At 70.3% G+C, this 12,443-nt stretch carries 10 protein-coding genes and 1 pseudogene; 5 read left to right on the top strand and 6 right to left on the bottom strand.

Annotation, left to right across the window (positions count from 1 at the left end):
• Window positions 1-207: 207 nt before the first annotated feature.
• Window positions 208-1,167 (top strand): hypothetical protein, encoded by a 960-nt coding sequence (locus tag BTZ20_RS03660; RefSeq protein ID WP_077040416.1) that lies wholly within the window; start codon window positions 208-210, stop codon window positions 1,165-1,167.
• A 108-nt stretch (window positions 1,168-1,275) separates the two neighbouring features.
• Here the strand turns inward: BTZ20_RS03660 and BTZ20_RS03655 are convergent, their stop codons facing one another.
• Complete coding sequence (locus tag BTZ20_RS03655) at window positions 1,276-3,225, bottom strand: prolyl oligopeptidase family serine peptidase (RefSeq protein WP_077040415.1); 1,950 nt, start codon at window positions 3,223-3,225, stop codon at window positions 1,276-1,278.
• 54 nt (window positions 3,226-3,279) lie between these two features.
• Window positions 3,280-4,674, bottom strand: a complete 1,395-nt coding sequence (locus BTZ20_RS03650) for a carotenoid oxygenase family protein (RefSeq protein WP_077040414.1) — start codon at window positions 4,672-4,674, stop codon at window positions 3,280-3,282.
• A 116-nt stretch (window positions 4,675-4,790) separates the two neighbouring features.
• Between BTZ20_RS03650 and BTZ20_RS03645 the strand changes: the two are divergent.
• The 4 genes and pseudogenes from BTZ20_RS03645 to BTZ20_RS03630 all read left to right on the top strand — a co-directional run bounded on the left by BTZ20_RS03645 (window position 4,791) and on the right by BTZ20_RS03630 (window position 8,098).
• A pseudogene (locus BTZ20_RS03645) lies at window positions 4,791-6,097 on the top strand (pyridoxal phosphate-dependent aminotransferase).
• Window positions 6,098-6,284: 187 nt separating this feature from the next.
• Entirely contained in the window at window positions 6,285-6,914 is a 630-nt protein-coding gene (gene bluB, locus BTZ20_RS03640; RefSeq protein ID WP_077040413.1) for a 5,6-dimethylbenzimidazole synthase, read from the top strand.
• Window positions 6,915-6,998: 84 nt separating this feature from the next.
• The gene (locus tag BTZ20_RS03635; RefSeq protein WP_077040412.1) at window positions 6,999-7,679 is read left to right on the top strand and encodes a helix-turn-helix domain-containing protein; all 681 of its coding nucleotides are present in this window, start codon (window positions 6,999-7,001) and stop codon (window positions 7,677-7,679) included.
• Window positions 7,676-8,098 (top strand): hypothetical protein, encoded by a 423-nt coding sequence (locus BTZ20_RS03630; RefSeq protein WP_077040411.1) that lies wholly within the window; start codon window positions 7,676-7,678, stop codon window positions 8,096-8,098. The genes BTZ20_RS03635 and BTZ20_RS03630 overlap by 4 nt, the downstream gene beginning before the upstream one ends.
• Here the strand turns inward: BTZ20_RS03630 and BTZ20_RS03625 are convergent.
• From BTZ20_RS03625 to BTZ20_RS03610, 4 genes are all read right to left on the bottom strand, one after another.
• Window positions 8,088-9,500: a cytochrome P450 gene (locus tag BTZ20_RS03625; RefSeq protein WP_077040410.1), complete on the bottom strand. Its 1,413-nt coding sequence runs from the start codon at window positions 9,498-9,500 to the stop codon at window positions 8,088-8,090. The two genes, BTZ20_RS03630 and BTZ20_RS03625, sit on opposite strands and share 11 nt — an antisense overlap.
• On the bottom strand, window positions 9,500-10,723 hold the full coding sequence (locus tag BTZ20_RS03620) for an MAB_1171c family putative transporter (protein ID WP_077040409.1): 1,224 nt from the start codon (window positions 10,721-10,723) through the stop codon (window positions 9,500-9,502). Before BTZ20_RS03620 ends, BTZ20_RS03625 begins: the two co-directional genes overlap by 1 nt.
• An 8-nt stretch (window positions 10,724-10,731) precedes the next feature.
• Complete coding sequence (locus BTZ20_RS03615; RefSeq protein WP_083742502.1) at window positions 10,732-11,256, bottom strand: hypothetical protein; 525 nt, start codon at window positions 11,254-11,256, stop codon at window positions 10,732-10,734.
• Between the two features lie 356 nt (window positions 11,257-11,612).
• Window positions 11,613-12,263: a hypothetical protein gene (locus BTZ20_RS03610; protein ID WP_223263617.1), complete on the bottom strand. Its 651-nt coding sequence runs from the start codon at window positions 12,261-12,263 to the stop codon at window positions 11,613-11,615.
• Window positions 12,264-12,443 lie beyond the last annotated feature (180 nt).

Here is a 12,443-nt window from a genome sequence, read left to right as displayed (position 1 = left end):
TCGGTGGGGGCGCGTTCTGTTTGGCCGCACACCTTTTGGCAAGGTCGCACCCCCTGTGGGCGCCCAAACCCTGTGCGACCTTGGCAACCGGTGTGCGCCCGACGCGACACCGGCCGCCTGTGCACAACCCCCGACCCGTGCACAGGCTGCTGGTTCACCCAGCGCTCCGAGCGCCGAAACCCCGAGCCGAGGTGCAGCCTTCATCGCATGGGGGCACACATCATCCGACGCCAGGAGGCGCTGCAACGCGGCGCCACCGACCACGAACTGCAGCGCCAGTGCCGCACCGGGGCCTGGGAGCGGCTGCGGCCGGGAACGTATGCGCCCCGCGACGACCTGGACACGCTCGATCCCGTTGCGGTTCACCGGCTGCGGGCGGAGGCCGCGCTGCGGGTCGCGTCGCCGGACGCCGTGCTGAGCCACCAGTCCGCCGCGGCGGTACACGGCCTCGAGATGTGGAACACGCCCCTGCGTCGAGTCCACCTGACCCGCAACCGCACGGGCGGCGGGCGCAGAACCGGGCTCCGCCACGTGCACGTGGCGGAGCTTGCCGACCACGAGACAACCGAGATCGACGGACTGCTCGTGACCACGCTCGCCCGAACCGTCCTGGACCTGGCGCGCTCGCTCCCCTTCGAGGAGGCCGTCATCGCGGGTGATCACGCGCTGCACGCGACCGCGCTCACCTCCGCCGAACTCGGCGAGGCCGTCGGCGGCCTGCCCGAGCGCTCGGGCCGCCGCAAGGCCCACCGCGTCGTGGACCTGCTCGACGGTCGATCGGAGAGCGTCGGCGAGTCACGCAGCCGAGTGCTGATGGTCAGAGAGCAACTCCCCGTTCCGGACTGTCGGCCGGACCTGTACGCCCCGGACGGCGCCCACCTCGGCCGGGTGGACTTCCTGTTCGAGGAGCTCGGCGTCGTCGGCGAATTCGACGGCCAGGTCAAGTACGGCCGCCTGGTGCCGGAGGGGCAGACCCCAGCGGACGTGCTGTGGGCGGAGAAGCAACGCGAGGACGCCCTTCGCGCCGCGGGCTGGCAGGTGGTGCGGTGGACCTGGCAGGACCTGGCGACGCCGCGCGTGGTGGCCGGCCGCATCCTCGACGCCATCGAGCGCGCCCGCCTGTCCCCGCCGCCCCGCGGCCGGGTGGTGTGCACGCCGAAGCCGTGACTCCCGCTCCCCCGCACACCCTCTCCTGAGATCGCACACCCTCTGGCACCGGAAAACCCGTGCGACCTTGTCAAAGGGTGTGCGAGCAAGAGGAAGCGGCGACGACGGCTAGGGACGCCAGAGCTCGAGCCGCGGGATCCCGGGCGTCTCGAAGCCGAGCACCTGGCCGTAGAACGACAGCTCCGCCTCGCGTGAGCTGACGATGGTCTCCACCTTCCGGAAGCCGTGCGCCTCCCCCTCGTAGGCCAGGTACGCGTGCGGTATCCCCTTGCGGACCATCGCGTCCCGGAACCGCTCCGCCTGCGACGGCGGCACGATCGGATCGGAGAGGCCCTGCAGCAGTAGCACCGGGCAGGAGAGCCCGTCGACGTTGTTCACCGGCGCCCGCCGCGCGTAGAGCTCCTTGCTCTCCGGCAGCGGACCGATCAGGCCGTCGATGTACCTGGACTCGAAATCGTGCGTCTCCTGGACGAACAGCTCCAGCTCCGCGACGCCGTAATACGAGGCACCGCATGCGAACACCTCGGAGGTCGTCAGCGCCGCCAGCACCGTCCAGCCACCGGCCGAGCCGCCCTCGATCGCGAGCCGCCGAGGATCGGCCAGCCCGACGTCGGCCAACCCTCGGACGGCGGCGATGGTGTCCTCGACGTCCACGATCCCCCACTGCCCACGCAGCCGGTTGCGGTACTCGCGGCCGTATCCGCTCGACCCGCCGTAGTTCACGTCGATCACGCCGATCCCGCGGCTGGTGAAGTACGCGAACACCATGCTCAGCGCGGGCGCGACGTGCGCGGTCGGGCCGCCGTGCACGAACGCCACGTACGGCGGCAGCTCCCCGTCCACCCCCGTGTAGGCGGGGTTGCGCGGCGCATAGGTGTACGCATGCACCTCACGTCCCTGTGGCCCGGTGACCGTGATCGGTTGCGCGGTGGGCAGATAGGCGACGTCGGGCAGATCGTCGACGCCGAGCCGGACATCGGTGACCGCACCTGTGCCGAGGTCCAGCAGCCGCAGCCCGCCAGGCGTCTGCGCGCCGCCGCTGCGCAGCAACACCCGATCGCCGCGTACGTCCGTGATGCCGAGGGAGGTGAGGTCGCCGAGGTCGAGGTCCTCGATCGAGCCGTCGGACGGGTCGACCAGTGCCAGCGTGTCCGTGCCGACGGTGCGGGTGGTGAGCAGGCGACCGTCCGCCAGCTCGGTGTACCAGCGGACGCCGAGATGCCAGAGGGGCGCGCCGAAGTCCGCGTCGAGCGGGCACACGGGCCGGGGCGGCTGCGCACCGAGGTCCACCCGGTACAGGTTCCACCAGCCACTGCGGTCGCTGATCGCGTAGAGGGAACCGTCGTCGAACCACTGCGGCTGCAGCACCGACTCCTCGGGCCCGCCGAGCAGCACCCGACCCGGGCCGCAGACACCGTTCTCGTCGAGCTCGGCGACCCGCAGTTCGGTACCGTCCCAGGGCATCTGCGGGTGGTCCCAGGCGATCCAGGCGAGTCGCCTGCCGTCGGGCGAGAGCCGCGGGTAGGCCAGGAAGTGCGAGCCCGACACCACCGACCGCAGCCGTGCGGGATCGCCGCCGCCGGAGCCGTCGAGCGGGATGGCGCAGATGTCGCGGCGCACCTCGCCGTCGGCCGAATGGGTCTCGCGCACGCACCACACCTCGTCGCCGACGACGCTCAGCTCGCCGTACCGCAGCCCCGCGCGGACCGCGGGCGGCGGCGTGAGCGGGATCGGGTGCTCGCCCGGACGGAGCGCGTACACGCGTTGGTCGCTGAACTCCGCGAACACCAGCCGACCGTCGTGGGTGACCGTCCACCCGCCACCGCCGTACTCGTGCACCCGGGTGCGGGCGTTCCACGGCGGCGGCAGCACGTCCTCGGGCTCCCCGCGCCTGTCCGCGCGTCGGATCGAGGTCCGCCCGCCCTCGCTTGGACGCAGCTCGGACCACCAGATCTCCTCGCCGACAAAGTGGCCGGCGTCGACCGGGTGCCCGCTCGAGGCGAGGTCCGCGGCGGTGATCGGCGAGAGCCAGGAACCGTAGGGTGCGCGCTGTGGCATGCGGTCCAACTTAGGCCGAGTCGCCGACATCGCGGGCTCGGCGCGCGAGCCGCGTCACGCGGGTAACCACGCCCCGTGCAGCCCGGCGGGCACCCGGAGCGGCAACCGCGCCCTGCCGAGCGGGCCCGATCCGGGGTCCTCCGCGGGGAGCACACAGAACCACGACGACATGTCGGCGCGGTCGGTGCCGATCATCCCCCAGTAATCGTGTTCCGCGCCGGGCATGAAGACCGGTTCGCCCACCGTGAGACTGCCCGGATCCCAGTGCGCCTCGGAACCCGACGGGCCGAAGAACCACAGCGAATCCATCGGACCCTCTCGGCCGGCGAGCTTGCCCACGGTCGCAACGGTGCCGTGGCCCCTGGTGAGGCTGCGGTCGTCGATGCGGGGGAATTCGACGTCCCTGTCCGACAGGGCCGTTCGCTGCACCGCGCCTGTCTCCGGATCGATCACCGCCCGCATCAGCGTGCCGACGTTCGGGTGATCGGCGTCCGCGAACCCGCCCGGGTACGACCATTGCGCGTAGTCGACGCTCACCCGCCCGTCGGGCAGGTCGAACCCGTTCGCGAAGTGCCACACCCAGAACGCCTCGCAGCTCGCCCACCGGACCGGACCGCCGTCGCGCGGGATCAGGGCCACTCTGGTGCCGTCGTCCGGCCGCCAGTCCAGTACCGACCCGCCGGTGAGCAGGCCGGCCATGTCGAACGCCAGCGGACACACCAACAGCACGATGTAGCGCTCGGTCAGGGCCATGTCGTGGATCATCAGCGCCCTGTCCATCCCCGCAACCGGTGCGGGCGGGCGGGCGAGCGAGCCGTCGGCCGCGACCACGGACCAGGTCAGGTAGGGCGGGTCGAGCAGGTAGTTGAACAGCACCAGCTCCCCTGTCCTCGGGTCGATCTTGGGATGCGCGGTGCTGCCGACCGCCATCGCGCCGTCGCAGCTCTCCGGCCCGAGGGTGCGCAGGTCGGCCGGGTCGAGCAGGTAGGGCCTGGTGGTCTCGGCCATCGCCATCAGCCGACCGCCGTGCCGGACCACGTTGATGTCCGGCAGCTCGCGTGGTGTCCCGGCCAGCTCGGGCCCGACCTCGGCCTCGCTCGGCGTGTACAGGTCGGTCACGCCTGCCCATATCGCGTGCCCGACCTTCTCCTCCGCCACCACCATCGGCGTCCTGACGAACCGGTTGGTGTACCGGGCGACGCCGTCCGCCAGCTCGATCCGATGCACCATGCCGTCGCCGTCGAGCGGGTAGACGTACCGGCCGATCGGGTCGAACCGCGGGTTGGGCCCGTTGCGCAGGTACGCGCCGTGCAGGTCCGACGGCAGCTCGCCGACGATCTCGAGGCCGCGGACGTCCACCTCCTCGCGCTGCGGCTCGAAGATCCCCGTCAGGTGCGAGTGGTGCGCGATGTCGACGGGCGCGGGCCGGGGAAAGCTCGGTGCGTTCATGGGAATGCCACTTCCGTGCGGAGTTCGTTCCGTCTTTCAGGGTCCTCTTCCCGGGTGCCGCCGAACAACGATTTGGCGGCGCTGACCGCGTCCGATCAGCCCGTTACCTGCGCCACATGCGGGGTAGCGGGAGAAATCCGCTTGAACCGGGGTGGCACCATGGACCGGTGACCGTCTCGGAGCCCTCCCACCACACCCACATCCAGCCGCGCGTGCTCAACCAGTCCGCGAAGCTGCAGAACGTGCTGTACGAGATCCGTGGACCGGTACACGCGCACGCCGCCCGGCTCGAGGCCGAGGGCCACCGCATCCTCAAGCTGAACATCGGCAACCCGGCCCCCTTCGGCTTCGAGGCGCCCGACGTGATCATGCGCGACATGATCGCCGCGCTGCCCACCGCGCAGGGCTACTCCGACTCCAAGGGCATCCTGTCCGCCCGCCGCGCCATCGTCACCCGCTACGAGCTGGTCCCGGGCTTCCCCGACCTCGACGTCGACAACGTCTACCTCGGCAACGGGGTGTCCGAGCTGATCACGATGACGATGCAGGCGCTGCTCGACAACGGCGACGAGGTGCTGATCCCGGCTCCCGACTACCCGCTGTGGACCGCGACGACCAGTCTCGCGGGCGGCACCCCGGTGCATTACCTGTGCGACGAGTCCGACGGCTGGAACCCGGACATCGCCGACATCGAATCGAAGATCACCCCGCGCACCAAGGCGATCGTGGTGATCAACCCGAACAACCCGACCGGCGCGGTCTACACGGCCGAGGTGCTGAGCCAGATCGTCGCGCTGGCCCGCAAGCACCAGCTGCTGCTCCTCGCCGACGAGATCTACGACAAGATCCTCTACGACGACGCCAAGCACATCTCGCTGGCGACTCTCGCCCCGACCTGCTCTGCCTGACCTTCAACGGCCTGTCCAAGGCCTACCGGGTGGCCGGGTACCGCTCGGGCTGGCTGGCCATCACCGGCCCGAAGGACCACGCGGCGAGCTTCCTGGAGGGCATCGACCTGCTCGCCTCGATGCGGCTGTGCCCGAACGTGCCCGCGCAGCACGCCATCCAGGTCGCGCTCGGCGGGCACCAGAGCATCGAGGAGCTGATCCTGCCCGGCGGCCGGCTGCTCGAGCAGCGCGACGTCGCCTGGGAGCGGCTGAACATGATCCCGGGCGTCACCTGCGTGCGGCCGAAGGGCGCGCTGTACGCCTTCCCCCGGCTCGACCCCAACGTCTACGAGATCCGTGACGACGCCAAGCTGGTCCTCGACCTGCTGCTGCAGGAGAAGATCCTGGTGGTCCAGGGCACCGGGTTCAACTGGCCCAACCATGACCACCTGCGGATCGTGACGCTGCCGTGGGCCCGTGACCTGGCGGTCGCGATCGAGCGGTTCGGCAACTTCCTGGCCGGCTACAGCCAGTAGGCGCGAAGCGCCACCGGCGTCGCACAGGTCTTGACGAGATCGCACACGGTTTCGGCGCCCAGAACCTGTGCGATCTCGTCAGCGGGTGTGCGTACGCGTCGAGGGTGCGCGACGGCGACCGGGGCCTTCGATCGGCTACCGTCAGTGGGGTGTGCGCACCTCGGATTTTCCCAGCAGGACAGATCGCATGACCGGCGAGCCGCTCTCGGTCTACGATGCCATCCGGATGCGCCGCGACGTCCGCGCCGAGTTCACGGGTGAGCGGGTCTCCGAGGAGCAGCTGACCCGGATCCTGCAGGCCGGGCACTGCGCGCCCAGCGTCGGCAACACCCAGCCATGGGACTTCGTCGTCGTGCAGAAGCCCGAGACGCTCGACACGTTCGCCGAGCACGTCGCGGGCTGCAGGCGGAACTTCGCCGACTCGCTGCCGCCGGAGCGCCGCGCCACCTTCGACCCGATCAAGATCGAGGGCATCCAGGAGTCCGGCACCGGCGTGGTGGTGACCTACGACGCCAGCCGCGGCGGCGCCAACGTGCTCGGCAGGCACACCGTCGAGGACACCGGCGTGTTCTCCGCGGTGCTCGCGATCCAGAACATCTGGCTGGCCGCGGTCGCCGAGGGCATCGGCGTCGGCTGGGTCTCGTTCTACGAGGAGGACTACCTCACCGAGCTGGTCGGGATCCCGTCCCCGGTGCGGCCCATCGCCTGGCTGTGCGTCGGCCCGGTGTCGGAGTTCCAGGAGACCCCCGACCTGGTGCGCTTCGGCTGGCGGGACGGCAGGCCGCTCTCCGACGCCGTGCACCGCGAGAGCTTCTGAATCAGGCCGCCAAAAGCCACAAACAAGCGACAAAGCCATGGTCTCGATGTTGGTTGGGTGACCCAGACAACATAGGGTGACCCCATGGTCTCCGAGAGCAGAGCGCGCTTCGGCAGATTCGTCTCCGAACGCCGCCGCGCCCTGAACCTGACCCAGGACGAGGTCCGGGCCGCGGGTGGCCCGTCCGACGCGGCCCAGACGCGGGCCGAGAACGGCACCGGCCCCGAGCCGAGCCAGCGCACGCTCCGGCGACTCGACACCGGCCTGAACTGGGCCGCGGGCAGCGCGGCCCGCACACTGCTTGGCGGCGTACCCGACCCGCTCGAGGCCGAACCCGACCGCGCCGCGGGCAGGCCGCGCGGCGCCACCGAGTTCGGGCCCGACTCCGTCGCGGTGCCCGTCGAGCTGATCGCCGACCTGTTGACGCCGCACGCCACGCTCAATTCGTTCCGGGGCCGGTGGTCCGAGGTCAGCGAGGCCGAGTTCGACAAGGCCACCGACGCGCTCAACGCGTCCATCTCCCGGATCACCGGCGTGTACGTCACCGACCTACTCGAACGCAACGGCGGCCCTGGCATCCCGGTGCCCGCCCTGATCGAGTTCGCCTTCGGCCACCACCTCGACGAACCGGTCGGTGATGATCCGGCCGACGCCGAGGAACGGCTCTACCGCCGGTGGCTGGCCGGCCGGCCGATCGACGCGGATGCCGACCTCGAGTCGAGGTTCCGCCGACGGTGGCAGGCACGACGAGGAGCAGACGCATGACGCGCGCGGACGAACAGCCGATTCCCCTGTCCACCCGGGTCAACCGGTTGTTCGAGTGGGGACACCGGCGCGGCGACCCCGAGCAGACGAACGAGGAGGTCGCGCTGGCGCTGGGCGACCGACTCCGGCGCCCCGTCGAGCCGCAGATGGTCGAGTCCATCCGCGACGGCAGCCTCGCCGATCCGCCCCTAGACCTCCGCGATGCCGTCGCCGACCATTTCGAGGTCTCGCGGGTGTACCTGTCCGGCAGCGACTACGGGTACGTCGACACCCAGGTCCGGCTCTGCATCAGCGCCCGCGACGCCGGGGTGAGGAGCCTGTCGATGCGCTCCCTCGCCGACCCCGACCCGGCCGGCGGGGCGCTGCCCCGTCAGGCAATGGAGGAACTGATCGGGTTGTTGGCGCGGCTCACTGACTGACCCGGCGGCGCACCCGCAGCCGGAACCCATCCGGCTTGAGGGTGAGCTGCTCCTTGACCATGAGCTGGTAGCCGGGTTCCGGCTCGAGGTCGTAGCGGTGCACGAGCAGCGCCAGCGCCAGCACCATCTCGTGCAGCGCGAACTGGCGTCCGATGCACGCCCGCAGCCCGGTGCCGAAGGGCTTGTAGACGTGGCCGGGGCGGGCCCGCACGTTCTCCGGCAGGAACCGGTCCGGGTCGAAGGTCTCGACGTCGGGCCCCCAGACCGGATCGCGGTGCAGACCGAGCACCAGTACGAACGCCCAGTCGTTCTCCGCGAAGCCGTAACCCCCACCATCGCTGTCACCGCCGATCGTCGTGTCGGCGACGGCCTCCCGGAAGTAGCCGGGGGCGGTCGGCCACAGGCGCATCGTCTCGTCCACCACCCGGCGCACGTAGCGCAGCTTCGCGACCTGCTCGAAGGAGACCTCCGGCTGATCGGCGCCGGGCCACAGCGACTCCACCTCGGCCCGCGCCCTGGCCGCGATCTCCGGGTTCTGCGCGAGGAAGTGCAGCGCGAACGCGAGGGCGTTGGCCGAGGTCTCGTGCCCCGCGACGAGGAAGGTCAGCACCTGGTTGCGAATGTTCACCTCGTCGAGCCGCTCGCCCGTCTCGGGGTCGGCCGAATCCAGCATCAGGTCCAGCAGGTCGGGGCGACGGGTCTCGTCGGGGCTGGCGCGCCGCTCAGCGATCACCTCGTCGACGACCCCGGCCACGTACGCGATGTCGGCGTCGTTCTGCCGCTCGGCCTTGCCCGCGAACAGCCCGCGGAACGGGATCGGGATCGCGGTCTGCTCCGCGTGCCGCAGCGCCCGCAGCATCGCGCCGACGAACGGGTCCTCCCGATCGCCGTGCGCGCTGCCGAACGAGTCGAAGCTGTACCCGAACCCGGCGCGGCCGATCATCTCGAGCGTCAGTTTGCTCATCTCCGCGGGCACGTCGACGAACTCCGTGGTGGCGTGCTCGTCCCAGCGGCCGAACAGCTCGCGGGTGGTCTCCAGCATCGTCTGGTGGTAGCCGCGCATCGCTTCCCGTGTGAAGCCCGGCATCAGGATGTTGTGCGCCTTCGACCAGTTCGGCTCGTGGTGGAACGCGGTGAACAGGCCGTCGGCGACGATGGTCCGCAGCTTCTCCAACGGCCGCCCGACGTGCTTGCGGAACCGCTTCTCGTCGTTGATCTCCTCGACCAACTCCGAACCGGTCACGAATGTGAGTTTGGTGCCGACGATGACACGCTGATAGATCGGTCCGAGCCGCTGGTGCTGCCACAGCGTGCGCTGACTGGGGGCGCTGCGGTCCATCCCGAGGATGTCGCCCAGGAGGGGAACGCGGCGCGGTGGGTGCGGGATCGGTCGTGTCTCCATCAGATGGCAGAACCCGCGCTCACCACTGGTGGGCCGGGGACCGCGCTCCTCTCTCGGGTGTCGGTGCGGCGAAGGCCTCGGGCCTCGCTCGGTTCGGTTGCTCGGGCGCCGATCTGGTGCGCGATGGTCGCGGCGAGCCGCCAGCTGCGGGCCAGGCGCAGCAGCGCGCGTGTCTCGTCGGCGAGGTCGTCGTGCGGGGTGTCCGCCTCCCCCGCGGCCGTCGCGTCCAGCGGGGGACCCCCGGTCCGCTTCCGCTCACAGGCGCCCAGCAGCTGCACCGACCGCCGGACCGCCGACCTGGTGTCGCCGTCCAGCCCGCGGCGCTCCAGCTCGTCCTCCAGATCCGCGTCGACGGCGGCCGAGGTGTACGGCTGCAGTTGCATCGTGGCGTCCCAGATCTCGACGACCGTCCGGTGCAGACGCTCCTCGAACCCGGAGGCGGGCAGGACCACCTGTGGTACCGCGGCCGTCAGCGTCGACCACATCGGTTCGAGCTGACGCAGTTCCCGTCGGCGCATCCACATCGCGACGACGGGCACGATGCTGACCACGGCGATCAGGGCCACCTCGGGGAGGAAGAGGACGTCGTTGGATCCGGCCCGCCACCTCGTCAACGCGTTGTCCACCTGGGCGGCCGAGAAAAAGGCCGCGATCGGCCTTGTGACGTTGTCCACCAGGGAGAACACGCACATCGCGCCCACGATCACGGTCGCCACCAACTCGAGCCGGCCGGGTCCGGACCGCAGGAACTCGTAACAGATCACCAGGGCCACGCACACCGCGACGACAATCGGGATCGAGTACAGGACGAAGTAGACCGCGCACTGCCACCCGCCCGCCGCCTCGATCGTGAGGCCGGCATCCCGGGACTTCTGACTCAGCATCAGCAGCGAGACGCCAAGCGCGAGCGTGATCGCGTACACCGCCGGCTGACGCCAGTACGGCTCGTCCGCACCCTCGGTGAGCGCTGTGGCGAGGCCGAGGATGGCGGCGCCTGCGAGCATCACGCAGAGGTGCGTCAACGGCCGTATGACCGCGACGTCGGTGAGATGTGGCGCGAGGGCGGACTGCACCTCCGGCGCCCGCAGGGCCGCCGGCACCGCCCAGAAGAGCAGGACCAGGTTGATCCGGCGCTGCGCCAGTGCCTCCCGCATCACGGCCAACCGGATCAGCGTGATCACCCAGATGCCGATCAGCAGCGGCCACATGATCGCCGCGGGCATGGTGGAGGTCAGCTTCGGCTCCAGACCACGTTGTTCAGCCGCGACACACGCACCGACTGCTTGGCACCGGCCCCGGATCGCGCGCTCACCGCGCCCGAGTCGGCCAGGAACAGCCGCGTCGCGAGGAGCTCGGCTTCCTGCTCCACCTCGTCGTCGTATGCGGCCCGGCCGAGCAGCGAGCGCACCGTCTCGGGCCGCACGTCGGGGGCCAGCTTCTGCAGCGCGGTCAGGTCGACATTGAGGCCGGAATCGCCGCGGAGGATGTGGGCCAGTTCGTGGTAGATGATGTGTCTTCGCAGGTAGACCGAGGCGCCTGCGGCGTACATCACGACATCGTCGTGTTCGCGACCGATCCACAGTCCGCATGGGGCGCCGCTGATCACCGCGGCGTCGACCGGCTCCAACCGGATAGGTCGTCCGCGCTCGGCCTCCATCCAGCCGATGAAATCGTCGAAGGACCAGGGCCGCTCGATGGGCAGCGCATCCATGAACGCGTCCACCCGCCTGCGCGCGACTTCCAGTGATCGGGCCACCGGCGAACCCTATCGAACGGGGCTCGCGGCAGACCCCGGAGGCTAACTGGACGGCCGACTACCCCCACGATGACAGCCAGATCCGCGCCATGTACATTCACACCAGACACCTTGTGTGTCCAGCAAGCCCGATTGCCCCTCCCCCCCTGTGGGCAATCGGGTCGGTGGCGGGGACACACCCCCCTGTTCCCCGCCACCGCTGCAAAACTTCCCCGAATTGGCGCTGACCACTCGCGCACCCGGGTCTCCCCACACCGAGCACGCGCCCCCCGGCGCCGTTTCGACATGTTCCGCTTCGTGTGCGCGGCACAATTGAAGCACACGAAGCCACAAAAAGCCACACAGAGGCAACATTCTCAGAACGAAATCGCGACGGTGATGGCGGTGCGGTCGATCGACGCGTCGACCGTGACAGTGGGCGTACCGCTCCGTGTTCCCACGAAGGACTGCACCAGCGCACTGCTGCTCGGGTAGCCAAGAACCTCGACCACGGAAGACGCCTCGTCTTCGGGCGACAGCCGCATCGGCACCTCGCGCCGCAACGAGTCGATGTTCGAGTCAACGCCGGTCAGGTCGATCTGCAGAACGCACGCACCCGAGATCGACACCGGTTCATCGGTGCCGTGCAGGAGCGGCATCTGCACGAAGCGGGCGCTCCAACCCATCGGGCCGTCGCCGCCGAGGGCGAAAACGATGGTGTCCGCGGCGGCGGTCGGTTCGATCTCGATCGAATCCAGGGTGGGCAGAACGGGCGCGGGCTGCGGCTGCGCCCCGGGTTCGACGGGCGCCAACTCGGGCAGGGTGGGCGCCCAGTCGGGCACGGTCGGCAGCGACGGCGAATCACCGACGAGGAGCTGCCCCGAGAACGACTCGAACTGTTGACACCGCAACCCGTGCGCCCCGCCGACACGGTGATCCACGTCCGGCGCCCCACACGCGGTGGACAAGACGAGAGCCGGAAGGACCAGGGCCACCGCGCTCACCCCGGTTCGCGTGGCTACGTGCACAGTGCGGTCCCCCATCGTCGTCAGCGGTCACCGGGTACATCGCCGTCGGACACCGAGCCGTTCCAGGTGACGCTCGTGCGCGGGAGCGGCTCGATCTTCCGTCCACCCGAGGTCGGTACCCTGGCCGGATGCGTCGACAGGGCCGCGCGGCCACCATCCGGGCGAGCAGGCCAACGTGAC

Source organism: Rhodococcus sp. MTM3W5.2 (assembly GCF_001984015.1).
GTDB classification, from domain to species: Bacteria; Actinomycetota; Actinomycetes; order Mycobacteriales; family Mycobacteriaceae; genus Rhodococcus_G; species Rhodococcus_G oryzae.
The sequence above is the reverse complement of the archived record's forward strand: the minus strand, read 5'-3'. Positions and strand labels throughout refer to the sequence as shown.

What these genes read in the sequence shown, in the direction of transcription:
- BTZ20_RS03660 (WP_077040416.1), top strand. Translation starts at nt 208, where the DNA reads ATGGGGGCACACATCATCCGACGCCAGGAGGCGCTGCAACGCGGCGCC.
- BTZ20_RS03655 (WP_077040415.1), bottom strand. Translation starts at nt 3,225, where the DNA reads ATGCCACAGCGCGCACCCTACGGTTCCTGGCTCTCGCCGATCACCGCC.
- BTZ20_RS03650 (WP_077040414.1), bottom strand. Translation starts at nt 4,674, where the DNA reads ATGAACGCACCGAGCTTTCCCCGGCCCGCGCCCGTCGACATCGCGCAC.
- bluB (WP_077040413.1), top strand. Translation starts at nt 6,285, where the DNA reads ATGACCGGCGAGCCGCTCTCGGTCTACGATGCCATCCGGATGCGCCGC.
- BTZ20_RS03635 (WP_077040412.1), top strand. Translation starts at nt 6,999, where the DNA reads ATGGTCTCCGAGAGCAGAGCGCGCTTCGGCAGATTCGTCTCCGAACGC.
- BTZ20_RS03630 (WP_077040411.1), top strand. Translation starts at nt 7,676, where the DNA reads ATGACGCGCGCGGACGAACAGCCGATTCCCCTGTCCACCCGGGTCAAC.
- BTZ20_RS03625 (WP_077040410.1), bottom strand. Translation starts at nt 9,500, where the DNA reads ATGGAGACACGACCGATCCCGCACCCACCGCGCCGCGTTCCCCTCCTG.
- BTZ20_RS03620 (WP_077040409.1), bottom strand. Translation starts at nt 10,723, where the DNA reads ATGCCCGCGGCGATCATGTGGCCGCTGCTGATCGGCATCTGGGTGATC.